The organism is Anabaena catenula FACHB-362, from assembly GCF_014698735.1.
GTDB classification, from domain to species: Bacteria; Cyanobacteriota; Cyanobacteriia; order Cyanobacteriales; family Nostocaceae; genus Anabaena; species Anabaena variabilis_A.
In genome coordinates this window covers 62,460-81,706 of the sequence record NZ_JACJTQ010000029.1, presented here as the reverse complement: position 1 = coordinate 81,706, position 19,247 = coordinate 62,460, and the positions used below count along the sequence as shown (strand labels likewise).

14 protein-coding genes and 2 pseudogenes are annotated in these 19,247 nt (G+C 37.5%); 5 read left to right on the top strand and 11 right to left on the bottom strand.

Going from position 1 to position 19,247, the window contains the following annotated elements; translation table 11 throughout:
- Positions 1-106 precede the first annotated feature (106 nt).
- Positions 107-667, top strand: a pseudogene (locus H6G68_RS18010) (alkaline phosphatase); the annotation flags it as partial.
- Positions 668-763: 96 nt separating this feature from the next.
- Here the strand turns inward: H6G68_RS18010 and H6G68_RS18005 are convergent.
- A complete protein-coding gene (locus H6G68_RS18005) occupies positions 764-1,900 on the bottom strand; it encodes a CobW family GTP-binding protein (RefSeq protein ID WP_190907880.1) in 1,137 nt (378 codons plus the stop codon).
- Between the two features lie 83 nt (positions 1,901-1,983).
- Positions 1,984-2,247: pseudogene (locus H6G68_RS18000) on the bottom strand (Uma2 family endonuclease); the annotation flags it as partial.
- Positions 2,248-2,562: 315 nt separating this feature from the next.
- Here H6G68_RS18000 and cysS point away from each other — a divergent pair.
- From cysS to H6G68_RS17985, 3 genes are all read left to right on the top strand, one after another.
- Positions 2,563-4,023 carry a cysteine--tRNA ligase gene (gene cysS, locus H6G68_RS17995; protein ID WP_190907878.1) on the top strand — a complete coding sequence of 487 codons (1,461 nt, stop codon included), beginning with the start codon at positions 2,563-2,565 and terminating at the stop codon, positions 4,021-4,023.
- A 74-nt stretch (positions 4,024-4,097) separates the two neighbouring features.
- Positions 4,098-5,534: a TldD/PmbA family protein gene (locus tag H6G68_RS17990; protein ID WP_190907877.1), complete on the top strand. Its 1,437-nt coding sequence runs from the start codon at positions 4,098-4,100 to the stop codon at positions 5,532-5,534.
- 93 nt (positions 5,535-5,627) lie between these two features.
- Complete coding sequence (locus tag H6G68_RS17985; RefSeq protein ID WP_190907876.1) at positions 5,628-6,977, top strand: TldD/PmbA family protein; 1,350 nt, start codon at positions 5,628-5,630, stop codon at positions 6,975-6,977.
- 203 nt (positions 6,978-7,180) lie between these two features.
- Here the strand turns inward: H6G68_RS17985 and H6G68_RS17980 are convergent, their stop codons facing one another.
- From H6G68_RS17980 to H6G68_RS17950, 7 genes are all read right to left on the bottom strand, one after another.
- The gene (locus H6G68_RS17980) at positions 7,181-7,561 is read right to left on the bottom strand and encodes an STAS domain-containing protein (protein WP_190907875.1); all 381 of its coding nucleotides are present in this window, start codon (positions 7,559-7,561) and stop codon (positions 7,181-7,183) included.
- Between the two features lie 174 nt (positions 7,562-7,735).
- A complete protein-coding gene (locus H6G68_RS17975) occupies positions 7,736-10,090 on the bottom strand; it encodes an ATP-binding SpoIIE family protein phosphatase (RefSeq protein ID WP_190907874.1) in 2,355 nt (784 codons plus the stop codon).
- Between the two features lie 79 nt (positions 10,091-10,169).
- Positions 10,170-11,756 (bottom strand): Hsp70 family protein, encoded by a 1,587-nt coding sequence (locus H6G68_RS17970; protein WP_190907873.1) that lies wholly within the window; start codon positions 11,754-11,756, stop codon positions 10,170-10,172.
- Positions 11,757-11,918: 162 nt separating this feature from the next.
- On the bottom strand, positions 11,919-12,470 hold the full coding sequence (locus tag H6G68_RS17965; RefSeq protein WP_190907872.1) for a nucleotide exchange factor GrpE: 552 nt from the start codon (positions 12,468-12,470) through the stop codon (positions 11,919-11,921).
- Between the two features lie 291 nt (positions 12,471-12,761).
- Positions 12,762-12,974, bottom strand: a complete 213-nt coding sequence (locus H6G68_RS17960; protein WP_190907871.1) for a DUF2997 domain-containing protein — start codon at positions 12,972-12,974, stop codon at positions 12,762-12,764.
- 122 nt (positions 12,975-13,096) lie between these two features.
- The gene (locus tag H6G68_RS17955) at positions 13,097-13,471 is read right to left on the bottom strand and encodes a DUF1257 domain-containing protein (protein ID WP_190907870.1); all 375 of its coding nucleotides are present in this window, start codon (positions 13,469-13,471) and stop codon (positions 13,097-13,099) included.
- Between the two features lie 207 nt (positions 13,472-13,678).
- A complete protein-coding gene (locus H6G68_RS17950; RefSeq protein ID WP_190907869.1) occupies positions 13,679-15,280 on the bottom strand; it encodes an AAA family ATPase in 1,602 nt (533 codons plus the stop codon).
- 160 nt (positions 15,281-15,440) lie between these two features.
- Between H6G68_RS17950 and H6G68_RS17945 the strand changes: the two genes are divergently transcribed.
- A complete protein-coding gene (locus H6G68_RS17945) occupies positions 15,441-16,229 on the top strand; it encodes a hypothetical protein (RefSeq protein WP_190907868.1) in 789 nt (262 codons plus the stop codon).
- A 90-nt stretch (positions 16,230-16,319) separates the two neighbouring features.
- Here the strand turns inward: H6G68_RS17945 and H6G68_RS17940 are convergent, their stop codons facing one another.
- Entirely contained in the window at positions 16,320-17,453 is a 1,134-nt protein-coding gene (locus H6G68_RS17940; RefSeq protein WP_190907867.1) for an SUMF1/EgtB/PvdO family nonheme iron enzyme, read from the bottom strand.
- Positions 17,454-17,770: 317 nt separating this feature from the next.
- Complete coding sequence (locus tag H6G68_RS17935) at positions 17,771-18,898, bottom strand: SUMF1/EgtB/PvdO family nonheme iron enzyme (RefSeq protein ID WP_190907866.1); 1,128 nt, start codon at positions 18,896-18,898, stop codon at positions 17,771-17,773.
- Positions 18,899-19,247: the final 349 nt, after the last annotated feature.

Sequence of the window (19,247 nt, the reverse complement as noted above, 5' to 3'; positions counted from 1 at the left end):
GTGAGGATTGCTCTGAATATATTCAAATATACTGCCCATAACGTCTTACCAAAAAATACACTTTTATATTCTTATACCATAATTTAATTCTTTTTCGGAGATGTCTATTGCTAGAGAAATTAATGAAAATCCCACTCTCCAGGATTTAACTAAAGCCGCTTTAGAAGTTTTATCTAAAGACAAAGATGGATTTTGGTTAATGGTAGAAGGTGGTGATATTGATTGGGCTGCTCATGATGATAACTTAGATAATTTAATTGGGACAGTATTGGATTTTGATAAAGCCGTTAAAACCACAATTGACTGGATTAAAAATAACGGTGGTTGGGAAAATAACCTCCTCATTGTCACCGCAGATCATGACCATTACCTAAATTTAAATCCCAACTTTGGGGAACTTCTAAAAAACCAAGGTGCAGAAGCTTTAACTGCTGAATCTGAACCTATAAAAGCTGGTCATTTTTGGGGTTCAGATCCTCAAGTTAAATATGGTTGGGGAAATCATGCAAACCGTCCTGTTCCTGTTTACTATCAGGGTAAAGGTGCGGCGGTTTTAACTAATTCTGTCGGTAAGGGTTTTAAAAGTTATGGTTTTGATGTTCCTGGGATTAATGGTTTGGTAGATCAAATCCACATTTATCAAACTCAACTTGCAGCGATTAAATAAAGTTTTTAAATGTTGGGTTTCCTTGCGTCAAACGCCATTCGCCACAAGCCGGGGAACCCGTCCACAGCGATGGCTCCCCAACCTACTGTCTATTTACTATTTCCCAAATCCTTTACCTCTACTGGTAGAAGGAAGACAAACACAGTTTTCTATTTGCTTGAGCAAAGTTTCACTATCTAGATTTTGACCAATTAGCACTAACTGATTTTTCTTTTCACCTTTCCACTCATCATCATCAATGGTGAAGCGTTTACCGCAAAGGTGGAAAATATGACGTTGGGGACTTTCATCAAACCACATAATCCCCTTAGCGCGAAAGACATTTGTGGGTAATTGGTTATCTAGAAAATATTGAAACTTGCGAATAGAAAAAGGTTTTTCACTTTGGAAAGATATGGAAATAAAACCATCATTTTCTAAGTGGTTGGAATGATGGTGATGATGTTCATGATTATGATGGTCATGTTCACAGTTAGAATGATCGTGATCGTCATGTTCTTCATGATGGTCATGTCCACAGGTAGAATGATCATGATCATGGTCGTGATGTTCTTCGTGTTTGTCTTCCTCTGAATCAAAATATTTATCAGACTCAAACAAACCCACACTGAGAATTAAAGGAAGTGGAACTTGGGATTTTGTAGTCCTAATAATTCTTGATCCTTCCTTGACATCATTGATTTTTCTTTCCAATTCCTGCAAAGTGGTTTCATCAACCAAATCTGTCTTATTAAGAATGATTACATCACCATAGGTAATTTGACTTAAAGCGGCTTGAGAATTAAATAAATCCAAGCTATAATTTGCCGCATCAACTACAGTAATAATAGAATCTAACCGGGTTAAATCTCGTAATTCTGAACCCAGAAATGTCATAGCTACAGGTAAAGGATCTGCTAAACCAGTTGTTTCTACAACTAAATAATCTAGCTTTTCTTCCCTTTCCAAAACTTTGTAAACAGCATCAACTAAGTCATTATTAATGGTGCAACAAATACAGCCATTACTTAATTCCACCATATTTTCATCAGTGGAAACAACTAATTCGTTGTCAATACCTATTTCGCCAAATTCATTCACTAAAACAGCAGTTTTCACACCTTGCTGATTTGTGAGAATATGGTTGAGTAAAGTGGTCTTACCGCTACCAAGAAAACCCGTAATAATGGTTACTGGTAATCCTTGTTTGGGAGCGTCCATTGCGTGAGATTCTGAACTAACTGTTGTTTGCATAGTCATGAAGTAGGCTTTTGGTGTATTGTGGTATATTTGAAATTTTATCTTGATTTTAGCTAGTTGGCATTAAGGTAACATATTTATATACCAGCTTGAAAAATCTGGTTAGCAGTTAAGCTCAATTCTGGGAAAGTTGGTGATACTATAGTTTCATTTTCTCTAAATTGACTAACTTGATATTCCCCATTGATTAAATTATAAATAGAAATAGTTGCTTGTTTGGGATTTCCTATATAGGGAGTTCCACCTAAAGCTAAGTAATCAATAATCCAATATTCAGGAATCCCAATTTCCTCATAATCTTTAACCTTACTCAAATAATCAACACGCCAGTTTGTACTGACATTCTTCTGGTTTCCATTGCACAAATTCCTCAAAAGTGACTGGTTTAGTTTTGGGTAACGCTTGAATCATACCTTACCTCCGGGTGTTGACAATATTACTATAGTGATCGTAAATGAAGAATCGTGAACACAAATGTTGGGTTGGGTTACGACGCAGTTTTATGATTTATCTGTGAGCGTTATAAATTAATTACCGTCTCTAACCCAACCTACAAGATGTTCACAACCATTATTAGGTTACAAAATTTTCGTCTGCTCCCTCGCCAGCAACTTGCGTTATTATTGTTTATCGTCTGATTGTCCCATTACTCTGTTATGACCCTAACTCTCTACAATACTCTCACCCGTCGTCAAGAACCGTTTACCACCGTCGAACCTGGCAAGGTTAAGATGTACTATTGCGGCGTGACGGTTTATGATTACTGCCATTTGGGTCATGCTAGAGCGTGCATTGTCTGGGATGTAGTGCGTCGCTATCTTCAGTTTATCGGCTATGATGTGCGCTATATCCAAAATTTTACGGATATTGATGATAAAATTCTCAGACGCGCACGAGAAGAAAATTCTTCGATGGAAGTTGTTGCAGAACGCTATATTCAAGCATATTTTGAGGATATGTCCCGGTTGGGAATTAAGGAAGCTGATGAATATCCCCGTGCGACACATACCATGAATGGTATTCAAAGATTAATTCACGATTTAGAAACTAAAGGTTTTGCTTATCCATCTGATGGTGATGTGTATTATGCGGTACAAAGTTTTGCGGAATATGGCAAACTTTCAGGACGCAAATTAGAAGATATGCAAGCAGGTGCGAGTGAACGGGTAAATGTCGAAGATCCAGAATATCAAAAGAAGAAATACCCCTTTGATTTTGCCCTGTGGAAGGCTGCAAAACCCGGCGAACCCGCGTGGGAGTCTCCCTGGGGAAAAGGCCGCCCAGGATGGCATATTGAATGCTCGGCAATGGTGCGCGATCGCTTGGGTGATACCATAGACATCCACGCTGGTGGTGCTGACTTAATTTTCCCACACCATGAAAACGAAATTGCCCAATCAGAAGCAGTAACTGGAAAACCTCTTGCTAATTATTGGTTACACAACGGCATGGTGAAGGTAGATGGTGAAAAAATGTCCAAGTCTTTGGGTAATTTTATCACGATTCGCCAGTTGCTAGATCGAGGTGTAGATCCAATGGCGGTGCGGTTGTTTGTGATGATGGCACAATATCGGAAGCCTATAGATTTTACCGATGATGCTATATTAGCAGCAACCAACGGCTGGCATACTATCAAAGAAGGTTTACTCTTCGGTTATCAACATAGTAAAAAACTAGGCTGGGACGAATCTAACCTCATCCAAAATCCAAAATTTAAAATCCAAAATTCGGAGATTGAGAGATTTAAAGAAGCCGTTGACGATGACTTTAATTTCCCAGGTGGGTTAGCAGTAATTTTTGAATTAGCCAAAGAACTAATTCGTGAGGGAAATATCATTGTACATCAAGGCAAAACAGAAACCCCAGCTAATGAATTACTCCAAAAATGGCAAACCCTAGTCACTTTAGCAGATGTTTTAGGTTTAACCGCACAGCCAGAAGCCGAAACTCATCCCCAAGATAGTTTTAGTGATGGGGAAATTGAGGATTTAATTCAAGAAAGACAAGCAGCGCGTCAAGCCAAGAATTTTACAGAAAGCGATCGCATTCGTGATGAACTATTAGCAAAAGGCGTTACCTTAATAGATAGCAAAGAAGGTACACGTTGGCACAGATAATCAATTAAAAAATTCCTCTCTGTGCCTCCGCGTCTCTGCGTGAAAAAAATAATTCAGAATTTTGAATTGTAACTATGTTATCTGAACTTACAAAAGCAATTTCTCAACTCAACATTCCTGCCGATTGGATTGGAATTAGAGCCGTAAAAGAGACATCGAGATCCCATAATGTTCGTGACGGATTACCCCAAAGCAACGGCCAATCCTTAACGATGGGAGCCATGCTAGAAGTGATGGTAAACGGCTGTTTAGGTTATGCTGCTACCAACTCCTTAGCATTACCATCCCTGCAAACTGCCGCCGAAATAGCCTATAAACAAGCATTAGCAGCTAGTGAATGGTGGATATATCCCGTTAGTGAAAGTACACGTCCCAAAGTTGTCGGTGAATATAAATCACCCTTCCTTGAACCATTAGATGCTGTTAGTCCAGGAGAAATCAACGATTTACTAATTCGCATTTGCCAAAAGCTAAAAATCAACGATAAAATAGTTCAAACCACCGCCACGGTGGCTACTAGCGATAAAGAAACTTGGTTTGTCAGCAGCAACGGCTCAGAAGTATATCAGAAAATTATCGCCCTCAATACGCATTTTGGTGCGATCGCTCAAGATGGTGCAATCGTCCAGCCACGCACCAATAACGGCGCTCATGCAAACTCTTATCAAGGTGGATGGGAGCTTTTAAAACCCGATATCTTATGGCATAAAGTACAGCAAGTTGGCGAACAGGCATTAGAATTATTAACTGCCGAAGAATGCCCAAATATCCGCACTAATTTAGTTTTAGCACCAGACCAAATGATGCTGCAAATCCATGAAAGTATCGGTCATCCATTAGAAATTGACCGCATTTTAGGAGATGAACGCAACTATGCTGGCGGTAGCTTTGTCAAAAAAGATGATTTTGGCAAACTAGAATATGGTTCGCCCTTAATGAATATTACCTTTGACCCCACAGTAGAAGGTGAATTTGCTAGTTATGGTTTTGATGATACTGGTGCAGTAGCTACCAAAGAATATGTCATTAAAGAAGGCATTCTACAACGCGGTTTAGGCAGTTTAGAAAGTCAAGCCAGAGCAGATTTACCAGGTGTTGCTTGCGCTCGTGCTTCTTCCTGGAATCGACCGGCAATAGATAGAATGGCTAACTTAAATTTAGAACCAGGAAATGCCACATTTGAGGAAATTATATCAGGAATAGAACATGGCGTTTACATGGAATCTAACCGTTCTTGGTCAATAGATGATCAACGTTACAAATTTCAATTTGGTTGCGAATACGCTAAGTTAATTGAAAACGGTAAATTGACCAAAACTTTACGTAATCCCAACTATCGGGCGACAACACCAGAATTTTGGCACAGTTTAATTCAAGTTGGTAATGATTCTAATTGGCAAATGTATGGGACTCCTTTTTGTGGTAAGGGAGAACCTAATCAGGCTATTTGGGTTGGACATGGTTCTCCTGTTTGTGTATTTGCTAATGTGGAGGTTTTTGGGGGAGGTTGAGGGGAGTTTTGAAACGCAGAGGTACGCTGAGGTTAGCGCGGAGGTGCGCTGAGGGTTTTTGTCTATTTGCTTGTTGTGATTTTAGGGTAATTTATGAAAGTTGAAGAATTATCAATTTTAGAAAGTAATTTTAATCAATTAATAGAAACTCTGCTGATTAAAAAATCGGAAGGTGAACATTTTACTGTTAGGTTGAATAGTGAAGGCAGTCAATTTACTCGCTTCAATCATGCCAAGGTTAGACAAACTGGTTTTGTGGCTGATGCCTCTATTGAACTGACTCTAATGGCAGATAAGCGCAGGAGTTTTCGTCATTTTCCCTTTAGTGGAAATTGGGAAATAGATTGGCAAATAGCCTACTCCGCTTTACAAGAATTACGTGATGAATTGCCTTTATTACCTATCGACCCTTATTTGGTTTTACCCTCAGGAACTAATACTAGTCGAGAAGTACATATAGGAAAATTATTAACCCCAGAAATAGTTGTTACTAATATCTTAGAATCAGTAGCTGATTTAGATTTTACAGGACTCTATGCTGGTGGTGTCATTATTCGAGCTTATGGCGATTCTAGCGGACAAAAACACTGGTTTGCTACTGATTCTTTTACTTTAGACTATTCTTTGTTTATGGAATCAGGACAAGCTGTTAAAGGAACTTTTGCTGGCAGCAATTGGGATGAATCTGCTTATCTAGCCAAAATAAATGATGGTAAAAAGCAATTACCAATGCTATCTCGTCCAGTCAAAGAATTACCAAGAGGAAAATACAAAACTTATTTCGCACCCGCTGCGGTTGCAGATTTATTGAATATGCTTTCTTGGGGTGCTATTAGTGAAGCTGATATTCAACAAGGTAATAGTGCTTTAGGTGTTTTATCACGTCAAGAGAAACAACTTTCACGAAAGTTTAATTTGCAAGAAAACTTCCAACTAGGTTTGGTTCCTAGATTTAATGAGTTAGGAGAAATGGCAGCATCAGAGTTAATATTAATTGAACAAGGTAATTTAATAAATACTCTGGTTAATTCTCGCACTGCAAAAGAATATAATAAATCTGCGAATCATGCTAATAGTTCAGAAACTTTACGCGCACCAGAAATAAGTCGAGGTAATTTAGCATTTGAGGATATTTTATCAAGTTTAGATACAGGATTATATGTTTCTAATTTACATTATTTAAATTGGAGCGATCGCCCTTCTGGTAGAATTACAGGCATGACTCGTTATGCTTGCTTTTGGGTAGAAAATGGCGAAATAGTCGCCCCCATTGAAAATCTGCGTTTTGATGAAAGTCTCTACCGCTTTTGGGGTGAAGAAAATTTAGTTGATTTAACCAACTTTCAAGAATTTATTCCCGAAGTCGGAACTTACGAAAATCGGCAATTAGGAGGTAGTTTAGTTCCGGGGATGTTGGTGGAAGACTTCACTTACACTTTGTAAAAATATAGTTTGTAGTTGCGCTGTCTTCACCCAACCGTAACTACCAACATCGACATTAAATTCATCATTTTTATTGCCAGCTTAATCAGTTGGGTGAACTAGATTTTTGCTGCATTATTCGGTTGTGTTTTTAACTAATTTTTGCGGTCTAAATCTCCGTTACAAAACTTAATTACGTATCCCTAACGGAACCGTAGGCTGTATTACGAATTATTTTCCTCATCTACACTAGCTTGCATGGCTGTTAAGTAGGCATCTAACTCCTGAGTATTGGCAAACACCTCAGAGAGAGGCACAGCTTTAACAATATCAAATACTTTCTTGACTTGAGGGGTAGGATGGGTGAAAAATACTTTGCCTTTTCTTGATGTCATAGTTTTTCGCGCTTTGGCCAACACTCTCAGTCCAGCACTAGAGATAAAACTCAAGTTCTGGAGATTTAAAATCAGAGTTTGGGTGTTCGGTGTCAAGCTTTTTTGAATAGATGTATCCAAATCAGTAGCTGTCAGCGTATCAAGCTGACCATCCAAAGCTAAACACAAGGTACTGGAGTTAGTATTTTCTATGTGGATTTGCAATGGCATAGATTTTATCTGGCAATTAAGTATTTATTTGTAGTTTAGCTAAAATTGGGTGATTCTAAGTATAATATTTCATTAATTCATAGCAGATTCTCAGCGTAACTCTGCGTGTACCTCTGCGCCACTTTGCGTTTAAATTTTCATAGTTAATTCGCCACCATGTTACCCAAAGCTTTACTAAGCTAATTGAGCGATCGCTTGCCGGACTGTCAAAATGTTCTTACCATTGAGATAAACATAGTCTACTTGCTCTGCGAGTTCTTGCACCAAGAAAAAGCCAAATCCTCCCAGCGAGCGATCTTCATCATCCATCATCATATCTGGTGAGGCAATTTCAGTTAAGGGATTAAAAGGCTTACCACTATCTTTAAAAGTCATCGTCAACTGTTGATTATTGATTTCAATCCGCAAATCGATATAACCGTTGCTGCGATTCTCATAACCATATTGAATAATATTGACCAAAACCTCTTCCACAATTAACTGGGCATCTTCAATTAATTGCACAGTCAGACTAGCTGCTTGCAAAATCTTGCCTAAGCTTTGTTTCACTTCCTCCAACTCGGTTAACTCGCTGTTGAGAGTCAGGTTCCATTCCATAACATTTGTGGCTTGAGAAAAAGGACTTGATGGTAGATACTGCACAGCTAACAAAGTAATATCATCTGATTGCGGTGCATCCCCCACAAACTGTTGGCAAAAATGTACAACTGTTCGCACTGCACGGGCTGGATTGGTGGGTGGATAAGAGGTAATAATCTCAATTAACCGGGCTTCAGAAAATATCTCACCCTCGCAGTTCATAGCTTCTGTGATGCCATCAGTATAAAGTAGGATTAAATCATTAGGTGCAAGTATACATTCACTTTCGGCAAATACGGAATCTTCATATAACCCTAGGGGTGAACTAGTTTCCAAATCTAGATACTGAACTTGTCGATTGTGTATCAATAAAGGGGCATCATGACCGCCACTGGCGTAAGTAAATTTGCCACTGCGTAAATCAATCACACCGCAAAATACAGTTACAAATAAACATTCTTCATTTTCGGCACATAGTTCCTGATTAACGGTGTGCAGGATTTCGCTAGGGGTATTGAAGGGTTTGGTGAGAGTGCGAATTAAGGTGACTGTGCGTGCCATTAGCAGTGCTGCTGGAAATCCTTTGTCAGCGACATCGCCAATAATTATGCACAAGCGATCGCTTCCTAAGAGAAAAAAGTCGTAGAGATCACCACCCACAATCCGCGCAGGTTTCAATAAGGCAGATATCTGATATGGCGAATTAGGACTGCTATCTACAGTAGTTCGGGGAACCATCGTGCGCTGAATTTGGGCAGCAATAGAAAGTTCGCTTTCTAGTTTTTGTTTAGCAGCAGTTGTCTCTTGGAGGTTGCTGATATAGAGTTGCAGAGAGTCGCGCATTTGGCGAAAAGATTGGGTTAACCGCCCCACTTCATCATCGGAAGTAACTGCGGGGAGCTTGGTATCAAGGTTGCCCATAGCCATTTCTTGTGTGCTGGTGTTGAGTTCACGTAGAGGGCGCGTAGTCAATTGAGAAATGAAGGCAATCACTACACACATCAACAGCATATCTTTTGACATGGAGGCAATGATCAACCAGAGGTATTGCTGCTGAAACTGCTCTAACTTGGCAGCAGGAAATGTGATGCCGACAATCCAATCTGTAGAGGTTACAGCAGTCGTGATCATCATCCCTTGAGAATTGGTTCTGGTATTAATCAACCCCCGACTTTGTTGGCGGTCATTCCTAGGATTATTTATCTGAGATAACCACGAATTATCCAATTGGGGGTTTGCTGGTTTGACAATCCACTGTGTATTTGCTGGTGACAACACAAACGGATCACCCAGTTCGAGATAATGCACTTCGTCTGACTGGGCTAACTTTTCTGCTAAAGCAGGAGCTACCCAATCCAGGTTCATCTCAATCGCCAACAAACGCCTGGTTGCTGAATTACGATTAGCAGCTAAAGGAACGCAATAGGTGATGCCTAACGCATTACCTGATGGATGAAGGGGATGGGGTTGCGTCCAAAACGGTGATGGGGTATTGCCCTTGATTTGACAGCGTGTTAGCCAAATTTTGCTTGCTTCTGGATTAAGACTCGTATATTTTGCCTGTCGATCATAGTACCATCCAGTGACAGAAATATTGCTGGCATCAATTAGCGCCATTGCCTGTACTTGAGGCTGTTGTTTGACTAGGGTTTTTAGCAGTGGGAAGAATTCATTTGTTTGAACAGAATTGGCATTTTGCTCTGCTCTTTGAAGAGTCTGAATCGACAGCAGAACAATCCGCTCAATGGCTTGCAGTTTTCTTTCAATCTCATTGGCCGCAGTATCGATGCGAGACTGGGCTAAATCGATCATCCAAGCACCCACAATTTTCTGCGACAGTTTGCGGGCTTGCCAATAGGAAACTCCATAAATAGCGATCGCGGCGACAACACAACTAAATATCAACCGATGGGTAATACTTTTAAATCTAAATATGGATGGTTTTTTCATAAATAATTTGTTTGTAAATTGGTGTGAATAAACTCATATTTGCTATCATATTTAATGAAGATTTATGATTAATTACAAATTAGTTTAAATTATAAATTGCACTCCTATTCACCAACACCTCTCCTGTTAATAAATCCTTCACAGTGGCTAATAAAGTCCGTCGAGAATCAACCTCAAATAACACCGATATTCTATCAATTCCCGCTTCGCCAGGTGGGTTAAGTTTAGCGACACAAACCTGTTGATTTTGAGTATCTAAAGAACGGTAACTTTCTTGATGTTGAAGAGTGCTGCAAGTCATTTTTCCTGAAGCATCAAAAGCAATTTCTGTTTGTGACATATCACCTAATTCACCAATATCTAAACGAATCTCTTTTTGTCCATGATTAGCAACTTGCAGATTTAACCATTCTTGACGTTGACAAGGATATTTGTCACCTTTGGTAAATAACCGATGATAAATATAACTTTTGCTATAACTTTCCCATAATCTAATTGCGTAACTATGACGGAGAAAATCATCTATTTCAGTAATCTGCGTTATTGCTAACGCACCATGACATACAGCATCAAAAGGCTTATCTAATTTTACTTTATTTTTACCAAAATAAGAGATTATTAATTGTTGAACTGCGGGAATTAAACAACTTCCTCCCACTAATAAAACTTGTTCAATATCGTTTTTAGAAATACCTTTTCTGAGTGCAAAGGTTAAAACTTCATCTAACGCATCTCGTAACTGTTGTAAAAACTGTCTATATTCTAAAATCTCTTCTAACTTTTCTCGATTAATTTTTAATTCATAAGACATAAAATATTCATCATCAAACCAACTTTCAGCTACAGATTGATTTTTTGATAATTGAATTTTTAAACGTTCTGCAATTTCTAGGAGGTTTTGATAACTGATTTTACCAATTTGTTCAGGTGTGAGATTTTGAGAACGCAAATAATCATCAACTATCCAAACATCAATATCTTCACCACCAACATAAGCTTCCGACTTAGCTAAAACCTCAGCACGTAAATTATGATTCTGATGAGAATTTGCAACAGTTCTCACTAAGCTTAAATCCAGAGTTCCCCCACCAAAATCTACAACTAAAATTAACTTACCAGGAGATTTCACAGCATATCCCAAAGCTGCTGCTGTAGATTCATCTATAACTGAGACTTGGGGAACATTTAACTTATTACCTAACTCTCGAAACCAATCTAAATAACGTTCAAAAGCACCAACAGGAACAGTAAAAACTAAATGACTAGGTTCAATATTTTGTTTTTTAATTTCTGTCCAAATAGTTTGGATAAACAACTCAGAAACGGAAACAGAATTATAATTAATTCCCTCTATTTGACGTGGTGGTGGTTGATAATCTCCAGCCAAATCACGTTTAAACTTTTTAAATAACCTTTCAGGAGGGTAATTTTGAGAAAGTCCTAAACGTTGACTTTTCACACCTTCACCCAATATAATATTATCAGTTGATTTAATAAATAATAAACTAGGAATAACCGGAAGTTCTAATCTTTCACCTTGAGAAGTCACACCCACAAATACACGGGATAAATTAGGAAAACGTAAACTTTTAGGTAATTGAGTATCAGCTTCTAAAATACTAATTACAGTATTACTTGTACCAAAATCAATTGCAACAATAGTCATAATTAATAGTAGGTTGGGTTGAGGAACGAAACCCAACAAAAACAATAAATAATATCATCATGCTGAGTTTAAACAGAATAGATAAATTCTTTGCATCTTTGCGCGAACAAAATATATGATGTTGGGTTGCGCTTTGCTTAACCCAACCTACGATATTATCATTTAATTATTATCAAATCCTGCGGGTAGAGTGCGACTAACCTTAGCAGGATAGAGAATTTTATCACCATTTTGATAACCAATAAAACGAATATAGACTAATTCCTCTTCTTGAATATCATCACTATCAGCTTGATGTAATTGGGGATTATAATTAACCTGTTCCCAAGTTTCACCAATAGCATTATAACCCCAACTTGTAATTAAATTATCTAAAGATGTAAATAGGGAAATTAGGTTTTTAGCTGGTAATTCAGGTTTAGCTAAAGCCATTTTTTTGACTGTAGGATAGTTGCTGAGTAAGGTTTGTAATTGGGTAAAGGTTTCATTTTGAAAATCGCTTTGTAGTTGTTGAGATTGTTGTTTTAATTCCTCCCTTAGTCGTTGACATTGAATTTCTAACTCTTTAATCTTCTGTTCTGTGTCTGGAGAGGTTACAGATTCATTATTATTAGATGTATCTTGATTATTTTCTGGGAATAATATCCGCAGAATAATATAAACGATGATTACGAGAATTACAGCAAAAGCAATATTATTAATTTGTTCTAGCATATTATTTGTTTATGTAGTTTGTCTGCAAATCCCCGACTTTTTATTCTCGTTCCCAGTCTCCAGACTGGGAATGCAATCCTAGAGGTTCTACCTCTATTTTATCAGAAGAGGCAGAGCCTCTATATTGCATTCCTTGTCAGAAACAAGGAACGAGTATTTATAGTTTATTTTCTCGTTTTCTTGTTCCCAGTCTCCAGACTGGGAATGCAATTCTAGAGGTTCTACCTCTATTTTATCAGAAGAGGCAGAGCCTCTATATTGCATTCCTTCTCAGAGACAAGGAACGAGGAATTATTGTTGTTGTAAAGATTGATTTTCTGAAGTGGTAATTAACTCATCATCTTGATAATATTCTGATAACAATTTCTGAGATTCTATTTCTCCCAAGGATTTTTCTAACCCTTTTGTTGTTTCCACACAACTAGAACCAGTTGCATTTAAAACCTTTTCCACAATTTTACCATCTTTACCAATGCGATATTCAACTTTTTGATATTCAGCCATAATGATTTTTCTTTTTTAATAAGGTTAATAAATCCGGGCGAATATAATATTGCTTTGCAACGCCAAGGGCGAACGCGGCTACACAAACAAAGTCCACCTTCGTGGACTAAATATAATATTCTCTAAACCCATTTACCAACAACAACCCGCACCGTACCATCTGCTAATACTTCCTCTTCCTCCACATTAAAACCCTCAGTTTGTATCGTTTCCATCAAAGTTTTATGGGCGTACTTTTGACTAATACTATTAATAAACTCCTGTTGATTAATTTTCGCACCCCAAAAATCTGCCACTAATTCATAACTTTCTCCATTTTTACGAAAACCCAAATCATAACCATTAGATTGCTTAATCACATATTCAGCATTTGTTGTATCACCCCTATAACCCCGAACTTGAGTATTTTGTTCAACTTGATAACCCAACTCCTTTAATACTTGATACAGCACTTCACCCTGTTTAATTTGCACCTTAATAGTTGTAAAATGAGACATAAAAAATCAACTCCTAATAAAAACTCTCTTAAACTCTCTTCCCTATCCCTACAGGACGCTACGCAAACGCTTCCTTTTCCTCGTTCCCAGTCTCCAGACTGGGAATGCAGTTTTAGAGGTTCTACCTCTATTTTATATCGAGGCAGAGCCTCTTTTTTGCATTCCTTGCCAGAGACAAGGAACGAGTTAATTACGAATTACGAATTATTAATCCACCTCCAAAGGACCCAAACCTTGCTGCTGAGAATAAACCTTTAACTCCTCAATTAATAGTGTATCAATAGAAGCCGTTCTTGCGCCAGCTTCCGCAGCCCAGCGTTTTAAATTAGCAATTTGTTCCTTAGCAATAGCCGCCAAAGGAACAGTTTCCGATATTGCAGCTAAAATATCTTCCGTATGAAAATCCCTCCTATTACCATCAATTAAACTACCAAAAGCGCGGTGCATTCCATCAATAATTACTTGTTGAATTTCTGCACCGCTAAAGTTTTCGCTATTTTTGGCAAGTTTCTGTAAATCAAATTCTCGCAGTCGGGAAGGACGGATTTTTTGAATGTGGACTTTAAAAATATCATGGCGTTCTTTTTCTGTGGGTAAATTTAAAAAGAATATTTCATCAAATCGCCCTTTTCTTAATAACTCGGCTGGTAATATTTGCACATTATTAGCAGTAGCCACCATAAACACCGGACTGGTTTTTTCTTGCATCCAGGTAATGAGTGTACCAAATACCCGGCGCGATGTTCCAGAGTCACCATCTACACCACTATTAATATTACCAAATGCTTTATCTATTTCATCCATCCATAATACACAGGGTGATATTGCTTCTGCTAATTGAATCATTTGGCGAATGCGATTTTCACTTTCTCCAACTATTCCCCCAAATAATCTCCCCACGTCTAAACGTAACAATGGTAAACGCCATTCATGGGCGATAGTTTTGGCTGATAATGATTTACCTGTTCCTTGGATTCCTACTAATAAAACGCCTTTGGGGTTGGGTATTCCATAACGTCGTGCTTCTTCGGTAAAAGCATCTTGACGCATTCGCACCCACTGTTTAAGATTTTCTAAACCTCCGACGTTTTTTAATGATTCATTGGCTGTGTAAAATTCTAATATTCCTGTTTGGCGAACTGCTTGTTTTTTCTCTTCTAAAACTCTATCAATATCTGATTCGTTGACTTGTCCTTTTGCTGCTAAAGCGGCGGCTAAAACTCTTCTAATTCTGGCGCGACTTAATCCTTGACAGGCTTTGATTAATTGTTCTTTTCCTAGTCCATTTAAGTTAAGTTTTTCGGGGACTATTAATTGATGAATTAAATAATCTATTTCTTGGATGTTGGGTAAAGGAAAATCAATTACTGTAATTTCTTCTTGTAGTTCTGGGGGAATGGTTAAAGTATGACTGGTGAGGATGAGGGTTTGGCGTGTGCGTTTGAGTTGACGGGTGAGGTTTTTGATGGCACGAATTACGGGAGCATTTTTTTCTATTTCGTGGTTTTTGAGGATAAAATGTATGTCTCGCAATACAAAAATTGTGGTTGTATTTTCTGGGGTTTTGGTAATTCTTGATAATGCACCCATGACTGAACCTTTATCAGTTCCGTTGTCATCCCAACCGGTGACGATATCCCATAATAATAGTTGTCGTGGTGTCTGGGATATTTGGGTGAGTTGTTGGAGGACTTGTTCTATTGGTTCTTCTTCGACTCCGACTATATATAGTAGGGGATAGCGGGCGCGAAGCATTAAGTCTATTTGTTGGAGTAGTTGTTGATGGGGGTTGATTTTTGGGTTATTCATAACTTATGTTTATTTATTAGTATATATAAAAGCTTAATTATTAAATATATCAAGTTTTTGTTTCTGTGTCTACGGTTGCTATAATATAAAAATCCTCCCTAATCAAATTTCGCAATCGCCTAGATACCAAATAGATTCTAGAAATAAAAAAGGTAAAAATATGGCAGCCATACAAGAATTCAATAAAGACATAGAATTATTAAATAAGTTTAATGAACTAGCAGATAAATTCAAAAGAAAAGAAAGATTTATAAACGCATTATCTGACTTGAAGCTTAAAATTAGTTTGAACTCAGATGGGTTAGTTGATAAAACTGAAATGGAAGGACCAGATAGAGAACTTATAGATGGATTTGTTTCACTACTTAGATTTTTCTTTGTAACTAATGAAGACACTAGTTTGTTAAAGAAGAAGAAGAAAATAGATACTATTTATTACAAACTACCATTATCAGAAGAATTGAAGGAACGCTATAAAATTATAAATTCTAAACTTAATACTTTCTTAGATTCCGAATCAAAACTTGGTTATTGCGGAAATGATGAACGTGAAATAACTCGTCAAGAAATTCATAATTTGCTTTATGGTAAAAGTATATACCCGTCACCTGATAATGATGATATTAAATATTTTACATATTCGTCACCTATATTTTATGATCAAAGTGATAGTACAGATTTGTTGCCTAATAAATTAATAAACAGAGATATATTTGACACATTTATTAACGGTGAATTAGTTCATCAAAACCGTGAAGAAAAGGTACAAAAATTTAAGGATTGGATGTCAAAAGGTGAATTATGGTCGAATATTCTCTGGTGTGAATTTATCGAAATCATAGTTCAATTTACCGAGTATGTATTTCAAATAGAAGAATTGAATATTCAGGCAATTGAAGAATTAACAATAAATGACAGGACAGATTTATATAATCTTAAATTAGGATAAAATGGATATCCTGATGCTGACAAAAATTTTTTTCGCTATGCGAAGTAGGTAAGAAAAAAAAGAGCAAGAGGACAAAAGCGCATAGTGCTGCTAAGTCCTCGCCGCACCACTACATACAACCCGAAAACCAAAATCGGCGTAATAGTAATCGAGGATGTTGAAGTGGCGATAAGCAGAACGGCAATTATCAGGATATAAGTAACACGAACCACCGCGCAGCAGCCTTCTGTTAGTATTCTTTTCAGTATCTAGCCATGCGCTTCCATCTGTAGGCGCACCTTCATAGTTACTATGCCCATTATCTTGACACCATTCCCATACGTTGCCGTGCATATCATACAACCCAAAATTGTTAGCTACTCCAAAGCTACCTACTTCTGTTGTTTCATGTTCTTTTCTGTAAATTCCTTTGCGTCCTTGTCCATAAGTATAATTACCATTATAGTTAGCTAAATCCGTTGTAATCATCTCTCCAAAGTGAAATGGTGTGGTAGTTCCCGCTCTACAAGCATATTCCCATTCAGCTTCACTTGGCAGTCTGTAGGAGTTTCCGATTTTTTGGCTTAACTTTTCACAGAAATTAACTGCATCATGCCACTTAACGACTTCAACAGGGTGATTACTACCTTTGAAACGAGAAGGGTTAGTTCCCATAATAGCTTGATATTGTGCCTGTGTTACCGGATATTTTCCTATGAAGAAACTAGGAACTGTAACTTGATGCTGAGGACTTTCATTATCACGTCTTTTTAATTCATTTTCCGGTGAACCCATCATAAAAGTACCACCAGGAATTGCCGCCATTTCTAATTTTACACCATTACCTAAATCTTCTATAAAATATCTAGCTACACGCGGCTGACGTTGAATGATTTCCCCAAATTTGTCAACTGTAACTACTTCTATTTGTTCTAGTTTTAACCCTTCATGATTAGGCTTTTGTAATATTTGCTTAATTCTTGGTTCTGTTCTAGAATTTAATATTAAATAAGCCGTATTTTGAATATCCCAAGATTCATCTTTTAAACCTGCAATTACTAAATCTAAACCCTGTTCTCCATAATTCAAAGCTTGCTCAAGTGCAGCAATTCTCACCTTTGCATCTGGATTTTGCAACCGTAATTTTACCCCTTCAATACCACCTAAAACGGCTGCACCTTCTAGTGATGGACTATTACCAGCAAGCACAGCATCGTATTCTCGCGGTTGTTGTGGATTATTCATGATTCGTTAATTGTTCGTTTCATGTATGCTGTATTGAAAATAGCATATTATTGTCAGAATCAGGATATCCAGGATTTGAGGATGTACAGGATGTGATTGTTTGATTATTTGTTAGTTGTTGATGATTCTTATAGAGAAAAGTGAATATTCATGAAGTGAGATGGAAGAATAAATATATGAATCTCATCTATTAACCATCAAATTACAATCCTGTAAATCCTATAATCCTGGTTATCCTGATTCAGACAAAAAATTTTCTCGCTAGGCGAAATAAGTAAAACAAGAAAAGAATAAGAGGGCAAAAGTACATAGTGCTACTAAGTCCTCGCCGCACCACTACATACAACCCGAAAACCAAAATAGCTGTCGTAATGGTAGAGGTTGAGGTGGTAGCGATCAGCAGAACGGCAACCGTCAGGAATGTAAGTCCACGAACCACCACGCAGCAGCTTTCTATCACTACCTTGTGTATTATTTAACCATGCACTTTCATCTGTAGGCGCACCTTCATAGTTAGTATGCCAATTATCTTGACACCATTCCGATATATTGCCGTGCATATCATACAAACCAAAATTGTTAGTTACTCCAAAGCGGCCTACTTCTGTTGTTTCTTGTCTGTAAATTCCTTTAACTACATCGGCATAAGTATAGTTACCATGATAGTTAGCTAAATCCGTTGTAATCGTCTCTCCAAAGTGAAATGGTGTGGTAGTTCCCGCTCTACAGGCATATTCCCATTCGGCTTCACTTGGGAGCCTGTAGGTTTTTCCGATTTTTTGGCTTAACTTTTCACAGAAAACCACGGCATTATTCCAATTAACTCTTTCAACAGGGCGATTACTACCTTTGAAACAAGAAGGGTTATTTCCCGTGATAGCTTGATATTGTGCCTGTGTTATTGGATATTTTCCCATAAAGAAACTAGGAACTGTAACTTGATGTTGAGGAATTTCATTATCACTTCTTCCCTCTTCGTTTTTCGGTGAACCCATCATAAAAGTACCACCTGGAATTGCAGCCATTTCTAATTTGACACCATTACCCAAATCTTCTATAAAATATCTGGCTATACGTTGCTGACGCTGAATGATTTCTCCAAATTTGTTGACTGTTACTACTTGAATTTGTTCTAGTTTTAACCCTTGAGGATTAAAATTCAAAGCTGCTTGTTTTGCCTTTGGTTCTATTCGAGAATTTAATATATGATAAGTTTGGATCTGAACTTCTACAGATTCATCCTTTAAACCTGCAATTACTAAATCTAAACCCTGTTCTCCATAATTCAATGCTTGCTCAAGTGCAGCAATTCTCACCTTTGCATCTGGATTTTTAAACCGTAATTTTACCCCTTCAATACCACCTAAAACGGCTGCACCTTCCATTGATGGACTATTACCACCAAGCACAGCATCGTATTCTCGCGGTTGTTGTGGATTATTCATGATTGGTTAATGATTGGTTTCATGTATGCTGTATTAAAAATAGCATATTGTTGTCTGAATCAGGATGTCCAGGATTTCAGGATGTACAGGATGTGATTGTTTAATTATTGGTTAGGTGTTGATGATTAGTATAGAAAAAGGTTAATTTTTATCAAATTACTGTAATAATCAATACATTATTCACGTCTAGTAATTATCAAATAATCATCCTGTAAATCCTTTAATCCTGGTTATCCTGATTCAGACAAAAGGTTAATTGTTATCAAATTAGTGTAATAATCAATACATCATTCACGTCTAGTAATTATCAAATAATCATCCTGTAAATCCTTTAATCCTGGGTATCCTG

Coding starts and splice junctions, on each gene's coding strand:
- H6G68_RS18005 (WP_190907880.1), bottom strand. CDS start 1,900: ATGCAAACAACAGTTAGTTCAGAATCTCACGCAATGGACGCTCCCAAA.
- cysS (WP_190907878.1), top strand. CDS start 2,563: ATGACCCTAACTCTCTACAATACTCTCACCCGTCGTCAAGAACCGTTT.
- H6G68_RS17990 (WP_190907877.1), top strand. CDS start 4,098: ATGTTATCTGAACTTACAAAAGCAATTTCTCAACTCAACATTCCTGCC.
- H6G68_RS17985 (WP_190907876.1), top strand. CDS start 5,628: ATGAAAGTTGAAGAATTATCAATTTTAGAAAGTAATTTTAATCAATTA.
- H6G68_RS17980 (WP_190907875.1), bottom strand. CDS start 7,561: ATGCCATTGCAAATCCACATAGAAAATACTAACTCCAGTACCTTGTGT.
- H6G68_RS17975 (WP_190907874.1), bottom strand. CDS start 10,090: ATGAAAAAACCATCCATATTTAGATTTAAAAGTATTACCCATCGGTTG.
- H6G68_RS17970 (WP_190907873.1), bottom strand. CDS start 11,756: ATGACTATTGTTGCAATTGATTTTGGTACAAGTAATACTGTAATTAGT.
- H6G68_RS17965 (WP_190907872.1), bottom strand. CDS start 12,470: ATGCTAGAACAAATTAATAATATTGCTTTTGCTGTAATTCTCGTAATC.
- H6G68_RS17960 (WP_190907871.1), bottom strand. CDS start 12,974: ATGGCTGAATATCAAAAAGTTGAATATCGCATTGGTAAAGATGGTAAA.
- H6G68_RS17955 (WP_190907870.1), bottom strand. CDS start 13,471: ATGTCTCATTTTACAACTATTAAGGTGCAAATTAAACAGGGTGAAGTG.
- H6G68_RS17950 (WP_190907869.1), bottom strand. CDS start 15,280: ATGAATAACCCAAAAATCAACCCCCATCAACAACTACTCCAACAAATA.
- H6G68_RS17945 (WP_190907868.1), top strand. CDS start 15,441: ATGGCAGCCATACAAGAATTCAATAAAGACATAGAATTATTAAATAAG.
- H6G68_RS17940 (WP_190907867.1), bottom strand. CDS start 17,453: ATGAATAATCCACAACAACCGCGAGAATACGATGCTGTGCTTGCTGGT.
- H6G68_RS17935 (WP_190907866.1), bottom strand. CDS start 18,898: ATGAATAATCCACAACAACCGCGAGAATACGATGCTGTGCTTGGTGGT.